We start from the raw sequence: 17865 nt of genomic DNA on the forward strand, positions 1-17865 counted from the left end.
CCTCTCCCCTTTGGGGAGAGGATCAGGGTGAGGGGAAATTATCTCTGCGCTTCGCCGCCGAGACCTTCCACCAGATTCTGAATTAACGCGGCCAGTTCGCCGGTCATCAGGATAAAGTCTGCGTCAAAGCGCTGGGCGTAATCTTCCCGGTCGATATCTTCGTTTTGATCGCGCAGCTCGTCGCAGAACTTCAGACGCTTCACGGAACCGTCGTCGCACATCACGAACTGAATGCGCTGCTGCCAGTCGAGCGCCAGTTTGGTGACCACTTTGCCCGCTTCAATGTGTACGGCGATCTCATCGCTCACCAGATCCTGCTTTTTCGCGCGGATCACGCCGCCATCTTCCAGCAGGGCTTTCAGCTCGGCTTCGTCCAGGATCTGGAAACCTTGCGCCGCGGTACCGCTGCGAACCCACTCGGTCAGGGTCAGCTCAATCGGCGTTTCCAGCGCCAGCGGTACGACCGGTAAAGAGCCGATGCTTTTACGCAGCAGGGCCAGCGTATCTTCCGCTTTTTTGGCGCTGGCGCAGTCCACCATGATCAGCCCGTTAACGGTATCGAACCACATCATCGTCTGGCTGAAGCGGCTGAAGGCGCGCGGCAGCAGAGAGTGCAGAACTTCATCTTTCAGCGAGTCTTTTTCGGTTTTTTTCAGCTTGCGGCCCTGCTCGGCTTCCAGCTTGAAAATTTTTGCTTCAAGCGCCTGCTTAACCACCGGCGTGGGCAGAATTTTCTCTTCTTTGCGGGCGCAGACGATGATTTGACCCGTGCTGCTGGCGTGGGTCAGTGCATCGCTTTGCGAACCCATTGGCGGAACCCAACCGGTTTTCGCCATATCCTGGCTACCGCAAGGGGAAAAGCTATAAGCGGCTAACTGTTTTTCCATCTCTTCTGCGCGCAGCGAAACGTCGCGGCTGAGACGGTAAACCATCAAATTTTTGAACCACAGCATGATAATTTCCACGGCCTTGTCGTTAAATCAGCGGGCATGATAACGAATTGTCGCATCGCTTGCATTGCTAATCGGGAAGCGTGCTTCTACTCTGTTGATAATCAAAATAATGAGGAGAGTCTTGTGCGTATTGGGATTGATTTGGGCGGCACCAAAACAGAAGTCATCGCATTAAGCGAGCAGGGGGAACAGCTGTTCCGCCACCGTCTGCCGACGCCGCGCGATGATTATCACCAGACGATCGAGACGATTGCCCGGCTGGTTGATATGGCCGAGCAGGCGACGGGCGAGAGGGGCACGGTCGGGATGGGAATCCCCGGCTCCATTTCGCCTTATACGGGTGTGGTGAAAAACGCCAACTCTACCTGGCTCAACGGTCAGCCGTTTGATAAGGATTTGAGCCAGCGTCTGAACCGGGAAGTGCGCCTGGCGAATGACGCTAACTGCCTGGCGGTCTCAGAGGCCGTTGATGGTGCAGCCGCAGGAGCGCAGACCGTGTTTGCGGTGATTATCGGTACCGGCTGCGGCGCGGGCGTGGCCTTTGGCGGACGTTCACATATCGGCGGCAACGGCACGGCGGGTGAGTGGGGGCACAACCCGCTGCCGTGGATGGATGTAGATGAACTCAAATACCGCGCCGAGGTGCCGTGCTACTGCGGCAAGCAGGGCTGTATCGAGACCTTTATCTCCGGCACCGGTTTTGCGACCGACTACCACCGCCTGAGCGGCCAGCCCCTCAAGGGGAACGAGATTATGCGTTTGGTGGAAGAACAGGATCCGGTGGCCGAACTGGCGCTCAGCCGCTACGAAATGCGTCTGGCGAAATCGCTGGCGCACGTAGTGAACATTCTCGATCCGGACGTGATTGTGCTCGGCGGTGGCATGAGCAACGTTGACCGGCTGTACGCCACGGTACCAAATCTGGTGAAACAGTGGGTCTTCGGCGGCGAGTGCGAAACCCCGATCCGCAAAGCCGTCCACGGCGACTCCAGCGGCGTGCGCGGCGCGGCGTGGTTATGGCCGGAGTAAACGCAAAACGGCAACTTGCGTTGCCGTTTTTGATGTTTAGAGGGCCAGGGTGAGGGCACCAGACCGAATCGACCCAACACTCACCCCACCGCAAACTCCCTGTCCAGCCTGCTATACCCCAGTCCGTTGATCTTCTTCACCTTGATCTGCACCGGAATGCGCTCTTTCATCGCCTCGACGTGGCTAATCACCCCGATGGTTTTCCCGGTGGCGTTCAGCGCGTCGAGCGCATCCAGCGCGGTATCCAGCGTTTCACTGTCGAGCGTGCCGAATCCCTCATCCAGGAACAGGGAATCAATCCGCGTTTTGTGACTGACCAGGTCAGAAAGCGCTAACGCGAGCGCAAGGCTGACCAGGAAGCTCTCGCCGCCGGAGAGCGTGCGCGTATCGCGCACCGCATCGGCCTGCCAGGTGTCGACCACTTCCAGCTCCAGCGCCTCGCTGGCCTTACGCTGTAGGAGATAACGGCCGTGCAGGCGGTTAAGCTGCTGGTTTGCGAGCCAGACCAGGTTATCCAGCGTCAGCCCCTGAGCGAACTTGCGGAATTTGTCGCCGGAGCTGGAGCCGATCAGCGCGTTGAGATAGCCCCAGTCGTCGGCCTGGCGCGCGGCCTCTTCAATTTGCAGCATTAACGCCTGCTGATGCTGGCGGTTATCGCTGTCCTGCTTAAGCTGCTGGCGGATCTCGCCCTGATGCGTGGTGTTCTCACGAAGCCGTTGCGCCAGCTGCTGCAGCTGGCTTGGCAGGGTAGACGCATCCGCGTCAAGTTCTTCCGGGCGCAGCGCAAGGTGCGCCTGCAGCTGCTGATTAGCCTGGCCGGAAAGGGCCGCGGCCTGCTGTATCTGGTTTTCCAGCGACTGTTTCAACTGTTCGAGGCGGCGAATAGTATCGTCATCCAGCAGCGCGGCAAGGAACGCGTCCCGATCGGCAAAACAGCTTGCGGAGAGCGCCGCGGTGAACTGCGTCTGCGATTGCTGCAGGCGCTCGCGCTCCAGCGCCTCCTGCTGCTGCAGGGCGGCGAGCTGGCTTTGCAGCGACACGCATTCATTGTGGATGTCGCGCCAGTCATCAGGAATGGCCGGTTCAGCCTCTTCACCGTGTGTTGCCGGAAGCGTGTCGAGCAGCGGCTTCAGCGCGCTCACGCGTTCCTGAAGCACGCCGTGTTGCGTTTGCTTCTCCTGCCAGTGGGCAAATTCCGCTTCGCGGGCGTGCAGCCAGTCGGCTTCATTGCCCTCTTCGGGAACGCTAAGCGAGAGCGCGAGCAGAGTATGTTCCAGCGCCTGGCGCGTTGCGGTGCGCTGCTGCTGATACTGGCGTTCCTGCGCTTCCTGCTCGTTCAGCTGGTTTTGCAGGTTCAGACGCTGGCTGAGCTGGTAAAGCTGGCGCTCGTAGTGTTCCTGCTCGTTCATCCATGGCGCGATATCCTCCTGAATATTCAATGCGATATTCAAAGACGCGCACGCCTCCAGCCACGCTTTAGTGAGTGCTTGCTCTTCCTGAGAAAGCGTCTGCGCTTCGTCTGTCTCACGCTGGATCTGTTGAGCCAGAGCATTAACCTGTCCCAGCACCAGCAGGCCTTCCTCCTTAAGCGCGGCGACCTCTTTTTCGAGTACATCACGGCGACGCTGGTTATCCGTCAGCTCAAGCGACCGGTAGGTCTCCACGGCAGGATGCTCGTGGGAGCCGCACAGCGGGCAGGGTTTGCCTGCCTCAAGCCGTGAGCGATAGCTTTCCAGATTTTTAATCGTCGCTTCACGTTCGCAAAGGGCTTTCAGGTCCAGATAGTGCTGGTGTTTCTCTTTGTACTGCTGGCGGCGCAGCGCCAGGGTTTCATTGAGCTTGCTCTGCTCCGCCTGGGCTTTCTGCACGCTTTCACCGTTCTGGCTCAGGCGCTTTTGCAGCGGCTGATAGCGGGCATGCAGCGACGTCAGCTGCTGGCGCAGCGTGCGGGACCGGGACTGCTGCTCCATGGCCGCGCAGACCTCATCCGCCGTCAGCGTCAGCGTATTTTCCGGCATCTCAGCCAGCTTCTGACGTAGCTCAGTCATCCGCGCAGCAAGCGCGACGAGCTGACTTTTGTCACGGTTTAGCTGTGAGAACTGGGCGCGCCAGCCGGCAATTTCCTGGCCCAGCAGGCGATAACGCTCATTCTCCGCCAGCCACTGTCCCAGCGCCGTCAGTTCGGCCTGTAGCCGCTCATGGGTACGCAGGGCGGTATTGCGGATCCGCGCGCGCAGTGCAGTTTTGGTCTGTAAGCGAGTATTTACTTCGTTAATTCGCTGCTGGGTTTGCGTCAGACGTGCGGTTTGCTCCTGCTGATGCTCCCAGAGCGGACGAAGCTGGGCGGCGGGCTGGGCAAGCTGGAGTTTTGCCAGTTCCGGCGCCGCGTTCGCCTGCGCCTGTTGCGCCTGCTGCTGCAGGGCGGTAACGCGCTGCTGCTCCCGCACGAGCTCGTCATGACGCGTAAGCCACTGAAAATCTTTCTGTTGGTTTTGCTGCTGTTCCAGCAGGGTTTTCTCTTCGTCAGTAAGTGCCTGCAAACTTTGCTGCAACTGCTGCTGTTGTTCTTCACTGAGCAGCACGACGCCCGCCGCCTGCGCCTCGCACTTTTCAAGCTCGCTGCGGGCGGCTTTGTGTTTCTCAAACACCATGGCGGAAATCTGACCGTAGATTTCGGTGCCGGTGAGTTCTTCCAGCAGTTCTGCTCGGTCGGCAGGTTTGGCATTCAGGAAGGCTGCAAATTGCCCCTGCGAGAGCAGCATTGAGCGGGTAAAACGGCCGTAGTCCAGCCCGGTGAGCGCCGCGGTTTGCTCCAGTTTATCCGACACCTTATCGGCCAGAATCTTGCCATCCTCGCAGCGGGCCAGTTCCACGCGCGGTGCCTGCAAATTCCCGTCCGGCTGGTTGCGCGCCCGGTTCTGGCTCCAGAATGCGCGATAGGCAACGCCTTTCACCTCAAACTCCACTTCCGCCAGGCACTCGGCGGTATCGCGCGTCATCAGATCGTTTTGCGCCTGAGAGACCTTATTCAGGCGCGGGGTTTCGTGGTAGAGCGCCAGGCAGATGGCATCGAGCAGGGTGGTTTTACCTGCGCCGGTTGCGCCAGTGATGGCAAACAGACCGTTGCTGGCAAAAGGCTCCGCGGTGAAGTCAATTTTCCACTCGCCCTTGAGGGAGTTGAGATTTTTCAGGCGCAGGCTCAGAATTTTCATGCGTTTTCTTCCTCGTCATTGAGGGCGTGCAGAGTATGGCTGAACAGCTCGTTGAGCCTGACGCGCTTCGCATCATCGATCTCTTCCTGCGACAGTCGGCGCTCGAACACCTCTTCTACGCGCAGTTCGCTAAGCGTTTCGCGCTGGGCGCCGAGCAGAATTTTCTCGCGCTGCTCGCGGCTGCGGCGTACCAGCAGCACCTCAACCGGCAACTCTTCGGTCAGCGCCTGAATTTTCCGCTGCATATCGTGCAGGTAGTCATCGGTGGTGATTTCAATATCCAGCCAGACGGGCGGGTTAAGCTCAGCGCCGCGCCACTGCTCAAGCTGGGCGGTGATGGCAGCCAGATCGCCCTTCAGCACCGCCAGCGGCTGGGTGACCGGCACTTCCAGCGTCTCGACGGCGCTGAGTTTGCCCTCATCAAAGCTCACCAGATGCACGGATTTGGCTTTTCCGGTTTCATCGAAGCTGAGCGAAATAGGGGAGCCACAGTAGCGGATATGCTCACAGCCGCCGATGACCTGGGCGCGGTGAATGTGCCCGAGCGCGATGTAGTCCGCGGGCGGGAAGTTTTGCGCCGGAAAGGCGTCCAGCGTACCGATATAGATCTCGCGGACCGCGTCACTTTTGCTGGCACCGACGGTGGTGAGGTGCCCGGTGGCAATGACCGGAATGGCCTGTTCACCGCGCAGGGCACAGGCTTCCGCGTGCTGCTGGTGATAGTAGTCGGTGATGGCCTGCAATAAATGCCGCTGCTTTTCCGCGCCCGACAGTCCCGCCTGGCTTTGCACGATGTCGCGCGGACGTAAAAAGGGAATCGGACACAGTACCGCGCCCGGCGACCCGTCGCGCTTTTTCAGGATCTGCGGGGCGTGCCCTGCGCTGGCGACGACGGTGGTATTGAGAAATGCCAGGATGTCGCGGGATTCGTTAAGCGTCGCGACGGAATCATGGTTGCCGGCGACAATCACCAGATGACAGCCGGTTTGCTGCAGATTCACCACGAAGCGGTTGTACAGCTCACGCGCATAGCTCGGCGGCGAGCCGGTATCAAAAATATCTCCCGCCACGATAATCGCGTCCACCTCATGCGTCCGGGCCGTTTCCAGCAGCCAGTTCAGGAACGCTTCATGTTCAGCCGCACGGCTTTTGCTGTAAAAATTTTGACCCAGATGCCAGTCCGAGGTGTGAAGTATGCGCATAGCTGATCCGTGGCAAAAAAGAGAAAGCAGGATTATAAACGTTCAGAGAAGGGAAAATAACCGCTGTAATAAAACAACAGTTTGCCATTTATAGTGGTACTGTTTTTCATAAATCTGTCATAAATCTGACGCATAATGGCGCCGCATTACAAACTTGTAACTTAAATAAGATAAGACAGGGCAAAGTATGGCGAGACGTATTCTGGTCGTAGAAGATGAAGCTCCAATTCGTGAAATGGTGTGCTTCGTGCTCGAGCAAAACGGCTTCCAGCCGGTTGAAGCGGAAGATTATGACAGCGCGGTGAACCAGCTGAATGAACCCTGGCCCGATCTGATTCTGCTTGACTGGATGTTGCCCGGCGGCTCCGGACTGCAGTTTATCAAACACCTGAAGCGTGAAGCGCTGACCCGCGACATCCCGGTTGTGATGCTTACGGCGCGCGGAGAAGAAGAGGATCGTGTGCGCGGTCTGGAGACCGGCGCGGACGATTACATTACCAAACCGTTCTCCCCCAAAGAGCTGGTGGCCCGCATTAAAGCCGTGATGCGCCGTATTTCGCCGATGGCGGTGGAAGAGGTGATTGAGATGCAGGGGCTGAGCCTTGATCCGACGTCTCACCGCGTGATGACGGGTGAAAATCCCCTCGACATGGGGCCTACCGAATTTAAACTCCTGCACTTCTTTATGACCCATCCGGAACGCGTTTACAGCCGCGAGCAGTTGCTGAATAACGTCTGGGGAACTAACGTGTATGTCGAAGACCGGACGGTTGACGTACATATTCGCCGCCTGCGAAAAGCGCTGGAACTGAGCGGCCACGATCGCATGGTACAGACGGTCCGCGGCACGGGTTATCGTTTCTCGACCCGTTTCTGAATAATGACAGGAGTGTGACGCGTGCTGGAACGTCTGTCATGGAAAAGGCTCGTCTTTGAACTGATCTTATGCTGTATTCCGGCCCTTCTTCTGGGGGCCTTACTTGGGCATTTGCCGTGGTTTCTGCTGGCGGCGGTCACCGGGCTGTTAGCCTGGCATTTCTGGAACCTGCTGCGTCTCTCCTGGTGGCTGTGGGTGGACCGCAGTATGACCCCGCCGCCGGGAAGCGGCAGCTGGGAGCCGCTGCTGTACGGCCTGCACCAGATGCAGATGCGTAATAAAAAGCGTCGCCGCGAGCTGGGAAGCCTGATCAAACGCTTTCGCAGCGGTGCAGAGTCGCTGCCGGATGCGGTGATCCTGACGACAGAAGAAGGAACTATTTTCTGGTGTAACGGGCTTGCGCAACAGCTGCTGGGCCTGCGCTGGCCGGACGACAATGGTCAGAACATCCTCAACCTTCTGCGTTATCCCGAGTTCACGCTGTATCTGAAAAAGCGTGATTTCACCCGTCCCCACAATCTGAAGCTGAATAACGGTCGCCATCTGGAAATCCGCGTGATGCCCTACAGCGATCGCCAGTGGCTGATGGTGGCGCGCGACGTCACCCAGATGCACCAGTTGGAAGGGGCGCGTCGTAACTTCTTCGCCAACGTCAGCCACGAACTACGCACCCCGTTGACCGTGCTGCAGGGCTACCTGGAGATGATGCAGGAGCAAACCCTGGAAGGCGCGCCGCGTGAAAAAGCGCTGCATACGATGCGCGAGCAAACGCACCGTATGGAAGGGCTGGTGAAGCAGTTGCTGACGCTGTCAAAGATTGAAGCGGCGCCTTCTCTTGCGCTGAATGACACCATTGATGTGCCAATGATGCTGCGCGTCGTCGAGCGTGAAGCGCAGACGTTAAGCCATAAAAAACATCAGCTGACCTTTGACGTCGACAACACGCTGAAGGTGCTGGGCAGCGAGGATGAACTGCGTAGCGCTATCTCCAACCTGGTGTACAACGCGGTAAACCATACGCCGGAAGGAACGGATATCGTGGTGCGATGGCTGCATACGCCGGCAGGCGCCGAGTTTAGCGTGGAGGATAACGGGCCGGGGATCGCCCCGGAGCATATTCCGCGCCTGACCGAGCGCTTCTACCGGGTGGATAAAGCGCGATCGCGGCAGACGGGGGGGAGCGGCCTGGGGCTGGCTATTGTGAAACACGCGGTGAATCACCATGAAAGCCGTCTTGATATCCAGAGTACCCTGGGTAAGGGAACCCGCTTTAGTTTCGTTATCCCGGAACGATTAATTGCCAAAAAGAGCGCCTGACGGCAGGCGTGTCATTTTACCTTTCCACGGGTCAGCCATCGCTGGCCCGTTTGCTTTGCAGTCAAGCGAAACGCGTGTGAATTTTATACGGCTGGCTGTTTTTTGTTCGCATGATTAGCCATGGGTTTTTCCTATAATTAGCGCATTGTTCTGGTGTGCTTTTTCTTACTGGCATATTGTTCTGGTTTTGCGATCCCTCCTTGCCTTTAAACGTTATAAGCGTTTAAATTGCCCCCCAGATACTGTCAGACCGACTGTATTTGCGTGGTAAATCGAAAAACTATTCTTCTCCACGCCAGGACGGGAGCATTTCCCGCTGAAATTGAGCAAATTTTCGGCTGTATCGTCCCGTCAGGGAAATCGAAAAATCTCAACGTTTTCAACACCACATCCACAGGCAGTAAGGTTTTATGACCCATCACTTAAAATCGCGTGACATTATCGCGCTGGGCTTTATGACATTTGCGCTGTTCGTTGGCGCAGGCAACATCATTTTCCCTCCAATGGTTGGCTTACAGGCGGGTGAACACGTCTGGACAGCCGCGTTCGGTTTCCTGATTACTGCCGTGGGCCTGCCGGTACTGACCGTTATCGCACTGGCGAAAGTCGGTGGCGGCGTGGATAGCCTTAGCACCCCGATTGGCAAAGTGGCTGGCGTTCTGCTGGCTACCGTCTGCTATCTGGCCGTTGGTCCGCTGTTTGCCACCCCGCGTACCGCGACCGTTTCCTTCGAAGTGGGCATCGCCCCGCTGACCGGCGACGGCGCGATGCCGCTGTTCATCTACAGCCTGATTTATTTCGCCATCGTGATTCTGGTTTCCCTCTATCCTGGCAAGCTGCTGGACACGGTAGGTAACTTCCTGGCGCCGCTGAAAATTGTAGCGCTGATCGTGCTGGCCGTGGCGGCCATCATCTGGCCAGCCGGCCCGATTAGCGACGCGATGGATGCCTATAAAAACGCCGCGTTCTCTAACGGCTTTGTGAACGGCTACCTGACGATGGATACGCTGGGCGCGATGGTGTTTGGTATCGTTATCGTTAACGCCGCGCGTTCCCGCGGCGTGACCGAAGCGCGTTTGCTGACCCGTTATACCATCTGGGCTGGCCTGATGGCCGGTGTGGGCCTGACGCTGCTGTATCTGGCGCTGTTCCGCCTGGGCTCTGACAGCGCGATGCTGGTTGATCAGAACGCGAACGGTGCGGCTATCCTGCACGCTTACGTTCAGCACACCTTCGGTGGGGCGGGCAGCATGCTGCTGGCGGCGCTGATCTTCCTGGCGTGTCTGGTAACCGCGGTTGGCCTGACCTGCGCCTGCGCAGAGTTCTTTGCGCAGTATCTGCCGCTCTCTTACCGTACCCTGGTGTTTATCCTCGGTATCTTCTCGATGGCGGTGTCTAACCTCGGTCTGAGCCACCTGATTCAGGTCTCTATTCCGGTGCTGACGGCGATCTATCCGCCGTGCATCGTGCTGGTGGTGCTGAGCTTCACCCGTCCGTGGTGGCATAACTCCTCACGAATTATTGCGCCAGCCATGTTTATCAGCCTGATTTTTGGTATCCTTGACGGGATTAAAGCATCAGCGTTCGCTGAAATTCTGCCAGCCTGGACACAGCGTCTGCCGCTGTCCGAGCAGGGCCTGGCCTGGCTGATGCCTACCGTTGTTGCACTGGTTCTGGCGGTTATCTGGGACCGTGCTGCAGGGCGTCAGGTCACATCGAACGCTCATTAATCAACGGCAACAAACTGTTTAACCACGGGGCTTAAGGCCCCGTGGTTTTTTGTTTTTTTCGTGTTGAATGGCAAGATTTAAATGGAAAGCACTAACAAACTTAAACGCGGATTGAGCACGCGCCACATCCGCTTTATGGCGCTGGGCTCTGCTATCGGCACCGGTCTTTTTTATGGCTCGGCAGATGCCATCAAAATGGCCGGTCCAAGCGTGCTGCTGGCCTACATCATCGGCGGTGTGGCGGCGTATATCATCATGCGCGCGCTGGGTGAGATGTCGGTTCACAACCCGTCTGCCAGCTCCTTCTCCCGCTATGCGCAGGAAAACCTCGGCCCGCTGGCCGGGTTTATCACCGGCTGGACCTACTGCTTCGAAATTTTGATTGTGGCGATTGCCGACGTAACCGCATTCGGCATCTACATGGGCGTCTGGTTCCCGGCGGTGCCGCACTGGATCTGGGTGCTGAGCGTGGTGTTGCTCATTTGCGCCGTCAATCTGATGAGCGTGAAGGTGTTCGGCGAGCTGGAGTTCTGGTTCTCCTTCTTCAAGGTCGCGACCATCATCATCATGATTGTGGCGGGTTTCGGGATCATCATCTGGGGGATTGGCAACGGCGGCCAGCCGACCGGCATCCATAACCTCTGGAGCAACGGCGGCTTCTTCAGCAACGGCTGGCTCGGGATGGTGATGTCGCTACAGATGGTCATGTTCGCCTACGGCGGCATCGAGATTATCGGCATCACCGCCGGGGAAGCGAAAGATCCGGAGAAATCCATTCCGCGCGCCATCAACTCGGTGCCGATGCGTATTCTGGTGTTCTACGTGGGTACGCTGTTCGTGATTATGTCCATCTACCCGTGGAACCAGGTGGGCACTAACGGTAGCCCGTTTGTCCTGACCTTCCAGCATATGGGCATTGCCTTTGCTGCCAGCATTTTGAACTTTGTGGTGCTGACCGCGTCGCTTTCGGCCATCAACAGTGACGTCTTTGGCGTGGGCCGCATGCTGCACGGCATGGCGGAGCAGGGCAGCGCGCCGAAGGTGTTCGCCAAAACTTCACGCCGCGGCACGCCGTGGGTGACGGTGGTGGTGATGACCGTAGCGCTGCTGTTCTCGGTTTACCTGAACTACATCATGCCGGAGAACGTCTTCCTGGTGATTGCGTCCCTGGCGACCTTCGCGACCGTGTGGGTGTGGATCATGATTCTGCTGTCGCAGATTGCCTTCCGCCGCCGTCTGTCGCCGGATGAGGCGAAAGCGCTGAAGTTTAAGGTGCCGGGCGGGGTGGCGACGACCGTGGTCGGGCTGATCTTCCTGGTGTTTATCATTGGCCTGATTGGCTACCATCCGGATACCCGCATTTCCCTGTACGTGGGCTGTGCGTGGATCGTTCTGCTGCTGATCGGCTGGGTGTTTAAGTGCCGCCGTGACCGTCAATTGGCAGAAGCACAGTAATATTTTTATCCCCCCTCCCTCGCGGGAGAGGGGATTTTTGCCTCCTCCCCCGTCCTCCTCCCCCAATAAATCTCGTCATGGTGAGCTATCCTTAACCACCCTGTGGCAAGGTGACGTCAATTTCATCAGAGGGGATTCGTGATGTTAAACGCCTGGCACCTTCCGGTTGCCCCATTTGTTAAGCAAAACAAAGACAACCTTGTGATTACGCTCTGGCTGGCGGGGGAAAATCAGCCGGAACGCGTGACGCTCCGCGCCGAAATTGATAACGAAGAGACCGGGCTGAAAATGCACAAGCTGCGCAGCCAGCCGCAGCCGGGGATTACGGCTTGGCGGGCGAATATCGATTTGCGCACCGGGCAGCCGCGCCGTCGCTATAGCTTTAAGCTTTTGTGGAACAACCGTCAGCTGTGGTTTACCCCGCAGGGGTTTAGCCGTTTCCCACCGGCCCGGCTGGAGCAGTTCGCCGTCGATTACCCGGATAACGGCCCGCAGTGGGTTAACGATCAGGTCTTTTATCAGATTTTCCCGGACCGCTTTGCGCGCAGCGAAAAACGCACCGCCGGCCAGGACAAGGTCTATTACCATCATGCCGCGGGTCACGACATCATCCTGAAAAAATGGGATGAACCGGTGACGGCGCAGGCGGGCGGCTCGACGTTCTACGGCGGCGATCTCGACGGCATCAGCGAAAAGCTGCCGTACCTGAAAAAACTCGGCGTGACGGCGCTGTACCTCAACCCGGTGTTTAAAGCCCCGAGCGTACACAAATACGATACCGAAGATTATCGCCACGTTGACGCGCAGTTTGGCGGTGACGAGGCGCTGCTGCGCCTGCGTAAGAACACCCAAAAAGAAGGCATGCGCCTCATTCTGGACGGTGTGTTCAACCACAGCGGCGATTCGCACGCGTGGTTTGACCGGCATAACCAGTCGATGGGCGGAGCATGCCATAATCCGGATTCGCCGCAGCGCGACTGGTACAGCTTTAACGAGGAGGGGCGCGCGCTGGACTGGCTGGGCTACCCGAGCCTGCCGAAGCTGGATTTCCAGTCGCCGTCACTGGTGAACGAGATTTACGGCGGGGAAGACAGCATCGTGCGTCACTGGCTGAAGGCACCGTGGAATATGGACGGCTGGCGTCTGGATGTAGTGCATATGCTCGGTGAAGCGGGCGGGGCGCGAAATAACCTTCAGCACGTGGCCGGGATCGCGCGTTCGGCGAAAGCGGCCCAGCCGGAGGCGTTTGTCTTTGGCGAACACTTTGGCGACGCGCGCCAGTGGCTGCAAAACGATGCCGAAGATGCGGCGATGAACTATCGCGGCTTTACCTTCCCGCTGTGGGGATTCCTGGCTAACACCGATATCTCCTACGATCCGAACCATATCGACGCCGAAACCTGTGCCGCGTGGATGGATAACTATCGCGCTGGCCTGTCGCATCAGCAGCAGCTGCGGATGTTTAACCTGCTCGATAGCCACGACACCGCGCGCTTTAAATCCCTGCTCGGCAAGGATGTGGCGCGTCTGCCGCTGGCGGTCACCTGGCTCTTCACCTGGCCGGGCGTACCGTGCATTTACTACGGAGACGAAGTGGGGCTGGACGGCAACAACGATCCGTTCTGCCGCAAAACCTTCCCGTGGGCACCAGAGAAGCAGGACAAAGTGCTGTTCAGCCTGTATCAGCGGCTGGCGAAGCTGCGCAAACAGAGTCTCGCCCTGCGCTACGGCGGTTGTCAGGTGGTGTACGCCCACGATAACGTGGTGGTGTTTGCTCGCGTCTATAACCAGCAGCGCGTGCTGGTGGCGATCAACCGGGGCGAGGCCTGCGAAGTGGTGCTGGATGATTCGCCGCTGCTTAAGGTGGCGACGTGGACGAACAAAGAGGGTAAGGCGACGATACAGGATGGCGTGCTGGCGCTGCCTGCGGTATCCGCGACGGTCTGGCTCGGCAGCTAATGCGCTAAAGTTTCCCCTTTTAAGATGGCGCAAATGCAACGATTTGTGTCAATCTTAACAGATCGTTTACGGTGAAGGTGGAAACATGGACGAGCTTTACATCCTTGGCTGTTTATTCCTGGTTTTTGCGCTGCTGGTTGCGCCCGTGCTTGCGGTTATCGGGTTTAATCGAAGCACGGCGGCGCAGCAGGAGATCGCCCGGCTACGCCAGCGCATTGAGGTGCTTGAGCAGCGCGGTGCAGCTCAGGTAGCGCCGGAGACAGAACAGGTGCAAGCGGTCACTCCGGCTGTCGTGACCGCGCCGGTGGCTGAGGACGCGCCCGCGCCTGTCGATCCCTGGCGTCCCGACATTCCTACAGCCGAGGCAAAACCCGCTCCGGCCCCTGCGCCTGCGGCTAAACAGCCTTCTGCCTTTGGTGGCATAGTGACGTCGCTGACGCGCTGGTTTATGCAGGGTAATCCCCTGGCGAAGCTTGGCATTCTGCTGCTCTTCCTCGGCCTCTCTTTCCTGCTGCGCTATACCGTTGAACACTCCCTGTTCCCGCTTGAGCTGCGCCTGGTGGCGACGGCGCTGTTTGCCATCGTGCTGCTGGCGGTTGGGTGGCGGCTGCGGCACAAGCAGCCGATCTACGCGCTTATCTTACAGGGCGGGGCGACGGGCATTCTCTACCTGACGGTCTTCGGCGCCTTCCGGCTCTGGCAGATGCTGCCGATGACGCTGGCCTTTGCGCTACTGGTGGTGATTTGCGCCGCGAGCGTTGGGCTGGCCGTGCTGCAGAAAGCGCTGAGCCTTGCCATGCTGGCGAGCCTCGGCGGGTATCTTGCGCCGCTGCTGCTATCTACCGGGGGCGGCAGCTTTGTGGCGCTGTTTTCCTTCTATCTCCTGCTTTCCATCGGCATTCTCGCCATCAGCATCTGGCAGCACTGGCGCGAGCTCAACCTGCTCGGGCTGCTGTTTACCTTTGGCGTGGGCGGCCTGTGGGGGCTAAGTGAGTACCAGCCTGAAGACTATTGGATCTGCCAGCTGTTCCTGATTGCCAATACGCTGATATTCGGCGTGCTGAGCGTGGCGCTGTCGCTGCGGGCGCAGGAGAAAGGAAAGCAGATTATTGACGGCGTGCTGCTGTTTGCCCCGCCGCTGATAGGCTTTGGGATGCAGTACGGTATGACCCGGCACTGGGAATATGGTCCGGCCCTGAGCGCTTTGGGATACGGCGCATTTTATCTTGCCCTCGCTTTCCTTGCGCTGCGCCGCTATCCGTCCATCGGGCGACCGCTGGTGATGGCGGCGCTGGCGATCGGCGGCGGGTTTGCCACGCTTGCGATTCCGCTCGCGCTCTCCGCGCGGTGGACGGCGATGGCCTGGGCGCTGGAGGGGCTGGGCATCCTCTGGCTGGGCGTGCAGCAGCACCAGCGGCGCATGAGCTATAGCGGGACGGCGCTGCTGGTGCTGGCGCTCGGCAGCGCGCTGTGGGCGCAGATGAATGGCGTTGCGCCGCTGAGCCTGCTGCTTATCTTCGCCATCCTTAGCCTTTGCTGGCTGGCTGCGGCCTGGCTGTGGCGGAACCTCTTTCTGCCGGTTAGCTGGGCGCTGCTGGCAGGCGGGCTGCTGTTCTGGCTCGTGGCGCTATTTGGCGCGTCGCGGCTGGTGTTGAAGCAGGAACTGCCTGTTCTGGCGGGCGTGCTGGCGCTGACGGCGGCGTCGGCCTGGGGCTGGCGGCAGGCTGCCGCTCGTCTGGCGTGGCGGGAGCTGGATGCCAGCAAATGGCTGCTGTGGCCGCTGATGCTGGTGATGGTGGGCTATCAGCTCTCGCACCAGCAGATGTTTGCCGCCGGCTGGTCAAATCTGGCCTGGGGTATTGCGCTTCCCGCCGCGCTAATGCTGCTGCGGCGCGACGGCGCCCGTTTAGCGCCGCGCATCTCTATGGGGCTGCATCTGGCGCTGTTCTGGATGATATTACTGGCGCTGGCGGCGGAGCTTTACTGGTTTGCCCGGTCGCTGCCGTGGGGCATGGCGGCCTGGGGCAGCGGGCTGGCGATGGCCGCAGGCGGCGGGGTGATTATGGCGCTCTCTGCGGCGGTGCGCCGTCGCGGGTGGCCGTTCCGGGAGTGGCCCGCGCTCTACGCGTGCATAGCACCGATCCCCGTGCTCGCGGCGCTGCTGGTATTGCTGGTGGTAACCAATTTCCAGGACGGCGTGGTTTATCGTCAGACCTGGCTGCCGCTGGTGAACCCGCTTGAAGAAGGCGCGGCGTTTGCGCTGCTGGGGCTGGTGGTCTTTTACCGGGCGGTGGATCGCTACTACCCGACGCAGCTCTTGCAGGCCCGTCCGTGGCCTGCCGTCGCGATTATGGCGTTTGGCTTCTGGTGGCTTAACGGTGCGCTGATGCGCGCTCTGGCCTGGTACGGCGACGTGGCCTGGAATATGGCGTCGCTGTGGGATTCGCGGCTGATCCAGACCACGTTTGCCCTGTTCTGGATGCTGAGCGCGCTGATGATCATGGTCCACGCCACCCGTAGGGCTTCCCGTCAGGAGTGGCTTGGCGGTGCCGCGCTGCTGGGCGTGGTGATGGTTAAACTGATGCTGGTGGACAGCGCGGGTGGAGGCGGTCTGTCGCGTGCGGTGGCGTTTATCGGCGTGGCAATACTGGTGCTGATCGTGGGGTATTTCTCGCCGCTACCGCCCAAAACAGGAGATGAAAAATGAAATGGATGAAAGCGGTAGCTTGTACCGCTCTGCTGGCGCTTGCAGGCCCGGCGTTCTGCGACGAGGTACAAACGGAATCGCCCCGGGACTATGCCTTTGGCCGCTCGCTGGATACGTCTGTCCCTTCCCAGTGGTATCGGGTGACGCTGCCGCTCGCCGTCTATACGCAGAGCACGTCGCCGGATCTGCATGACGTTCGCGTCTTTAACCAGTCGGGCGAGCCGGTTCCTTTCAGCCTGGTCACCGCGACGCGCCCGCAGGTGGCAGCGCAATCCACGGCGCTGCGCCTCTTTCCTCTGGACGCCTCACCGCTTGCGCCTGCGCGTGGGGATGAGGGCAGCGATAAGATCCTGCTCCGTTCCGGAAACGGCGTAGAGATTGTGCTGGAGGGGCAAAAAGCCGCCGCAGCCGGGCAGCATTATCTGCTGACCCTGCCGGAAAAGGCGTCGGAGGAGGTGGAAATATCCCAACTGCAACTGCTCTGGAATACCCCTCAGGCGCCGTGGCAGGGAACGGCGTCGGTCTACTACAGCGAGGATCTTAAGCGCTGGTATACCCTGCGCGAGGATATGCCGCTGCTGGACGTGATGAGCGGGCAGGATCGTCTTAAGCTCGATCGGATCGATACCGATATCGTTTTGTCTCCCGATACGAACCGCTATCTCCTGGTTGTGCTGAATGCTCAGAGCCAGGGGGTGACCTTAACCGGCGTTAACGCGATTAGCGCTCCTGCGCGGGCGACGCCGGACGCGATAGCTCTTGAGGGGATAGGGGAGCAGCTATCGACAAGCGAAGCGCAGTGGCACTGGGCGCAGCCGCAGCCGCTGAGTGCTATCAGCATTTTACTGAATGGCGACGGCGTCCTTCCCGTGGAGATAGCGTGGCGGAGTACGGAAAAAGACACATGGCACCCCCTGAAAAAAGAGGTGCTTTACCGTCTGGAGGGCAAAACGTCTTCACCGGTTTCGCTTAGCGGAGGCCTGGTGCAGGCGGTGAAAATCACGACGCTGAATGCGCGCCTGCCGGAATACCTGCCAGGCGTCACCGGGCATCGTGACCGCTATGATCTGGTGTTCAACGCGCAGGGAAAAGCGCCATACGTGCTTGCCTGGGGTAATGGCGCTGCAAAGCCTGCCAGCGTGGAGCCTGACATGCTGATCCCCGCCGATCTGCGCAAAACCTATGATATGGAGCACCTGCCGCAGGCCGACATTCTGGATGATGTCGCGTTAGGCGGCGAGGGGCGTCTGACCGCTACCTCTGCGTCCGAGCGGGAGAGCCGGATGAACGCGCTGCTGGTGTGGGGCGTGCTAATTGCGGGCGTAATTCTGCTGGCGGGAATGGCCTGGCGCATCTGGCGAGAGACGCAGCGTAAGGCATAAAAAAAGGCCCGCATAAGCGGGCCTTCTTCGTAAACCGTGCCG

The 17865-nt window shown here is 59.2% G+C and carries 11 protein-coding genes; 8 read left to right on the forward strand and 3 right to left on the reverse strand.

Features of this window, described 5'->3' with window-relative positions:
- Window positions 1-38 precede the first annotated feature (38 nt).
- Window positions 39-953, reverse strand: a complete 915-nt coding sequence (gene rdgC / locus APT89_RS05935) for a recombination-associated protein RdgC (protein WP_060571918.1) — start codon at window positions 951-953, stop codon at window positions 39-41.
- A gap of 123 nt (window positions 954-1076) precedes the next feature.
- Here rdgC and mak point away from each other — a divergent pair, with 123 nt between their 5' ends.
- Window positions 1077-1982: a fructokinase gene (mak, locus tag APT89_RS05940; protein WP_060571919.1), complete on the forward strand. Its 906-nt coding sequence runs from the start codon at window positions 1077-1079 to the stop codon at window positions 1980-1982.
- 80 nt (window positions 1983-2062) lie between these two features.
- Here the strand turns inward: mak and sbcC are convergent, their stop codons facing one another.
- Window positions 2063-5194, reverse strand: coding sequence for an exonuclease subunit SbcC (gene sbcC, locus APT89_RS05945; RefSeq protein WP_060571920.1), 3132 nt, complete (start codon window positions 5192-5194; stop codon window positions 2063-2065).
- On the reverse strand, window positions 5191-6396 hold the full coding sequence (sbcD, locus tag APT89_RS05950; RefSeq protein WP_047363941.1) for an exonuclease subunit SbcD: 1206 nt from the start codon (window positions 6394-6396) through the stop codon (window positions 5191-5193). The genes sbcC and sbcD overlap by 4 nt, the downstream gene beginning before the upstream one ends.
- Before the next feature lie 187 nt (window positions 6397-6583).
- On the opposite strand from sbcD, the gene phoB reads away from it, so the two are divergent.
- From phoB to APT89_RS05985, 7 genes are all read left to right on the forward strand, one after another.
- Window positions 6584-7273, forward strand: a complete 690-nt coding sequence (phoB, locus tag APT89_RS05955; protein WP_008503265.1) for a phosphate response regulator transcription factor PhoB — start codon at window positions 6584-6586, stop codon at window positions 7271-7273.
- Between the two features lie 21 nt (window positions 7274-7294).
- Window positions 7295-8590, forward strand: a complete 1296-nt coding sequence (gene phoR, locus APT89_RS05960; protein ID WP_045631394.1) for a phosphate regulon sensor histidine kinase PhoR — start codon at window positions 7295-7297, stop codon at window positions 8588-8590.
- A gap of 410 nt (window positions 8591-9000) precedes the next feature.
- Window positions 9001-10320 carry a branched-chain amino acid transporter carrier protein BrnQ gene (gene brnQ, locus APT89_RS05965; protein ID WP_028012134.1) on the forward strand — a complete coding sequence of 440 codons (1320 nt, stop codon included), beginning with the start codon at window positions 9001-9003 and terminating at the stop codon, window positions 10318-10320.
- An 81-nt stretch (window positions 10321-10401) separates the two neighbouring features.
- Window positions 10402-11775 carry a proline-specific permease ProY gene (gene proY / locus APT89_RS05970; RefSeq protein ID WP_028012135.1) on the forward strand — a complete coding sequence of 458 codons (1374 nt, stop codon included), beginning with the start codon at window positions 10402-10404 and terminating at the stop codon, window positions 11773-11775.
- A 141-nt stretch (window positions 11776-11916) separates the two neighbouring features.
- Window positions 11917-13734, forward strand: coding sequence for a maltodextrin glucosidase (gene malZ, locus APT89_RS05975; protein ID WP_060571921.1), 1818 nt, complete (start codon window positions 11917-11919; stop codon window positions 13732-13734).
- 85 nt (window positions 13735-13819) lie between these two features.
- A complete protein-coding gene (locus APT89_RS05980) occupies window positions 13820-16441 on the forward strand; it encodes a DUF2339 domain-containing protein (protein WP_060571922.1) in 2622 nt (873 codons plus the stop codon).
- Window positions 16438-17823 (forward strand): DUF3999 domain-containing protein, encoded by a 1386-nt coding sequence (locus APT89_RS05985; protein WP_041911096.1) that lies wholly within the window; start codon window positions 16438-16440, stop codon window positions 17821-17823. Before APT89_RS05980 ends, APT89_RS05985 begins: the two co-directional genes overlap by 4 nt.
- The last annotated feature ends 42 nt before the right edge of the window (window positions 17824-17865 follow it).

This window comes from Enterobacter sp. 50588862 (genome assembly GCF_001462935.1).
GTDB classification, from domain to species: Bacteria; Pseudomonadota; Gammaproteobacteria; order Enterobacterales; family Enterobacteriaceae; genus Enterobacter; species Enterobacter bugandensis.

Excerpts from the sequence above, each read along its gene's own strand:
- rdgC (WP_060571918.1), bottom strand. The coding sequence starts at position 953 with ATGCTGTGGTTCAAAAATTTGATGGTTTACCGTCTCAGCCGCGACGTT.
- sbcC (WP_060571920.1), bottom strand. The coding sequence starts at position 5,194 with ATGAAAATTCTGAGCCTGCGCCTGAAAAATCTCAACTCCCTCAAGGGC.
- sbcD (WP_047363941.1), bottom strand. The coding sequence starts at position 6,396 with ATGCGCATACTTCACACCTCGGACTGGCATCTGGGTCAAAATTTTTAC.
- phoB (WP_008503265.1), top strand. The coding sequence starts at position 6,584 with ATGGCGAGACGTATTCTGGTCGTAGAAGATGAAGCTCCAATTCGTGAA.
- brnQ (WP_028012134.1), top strand. The coding sequence starts at position 9,001 with ATGACCCATCACTTAAAATCGCGTGACATTATCGCGCTGGGCTTTATG.
- proY (WP_028012135.1), top strand. The coding sequence starts at position 10,402 with ATGGAAAGCACTAACAAACTTAAACGCGGATTGAGCACGCGCCACATC.
- malZ (WP_060571921.1), top strand. The coding sequence starts at position 11,917 with ATGTTAAACGCCTGGCACCTTCCGGTTGCCCCATTTGTTAAGCAAAAC.
- APT89_RS05980 (WP_060571922.1), top strand. The coding sequence starts at position 13,820 with ATGGACGAGCTTTACATCCTTGGCTGTTTATTCCTGGTTTTTGCGCTG.
- APT89_RS05985 (WP_041911096.1), top strand. The coding sequence starts at position 16,438 with ATGAAATGGATGAAAGCGGTAGCTTGTACCGCTCTGCTGGCGCTTGCA.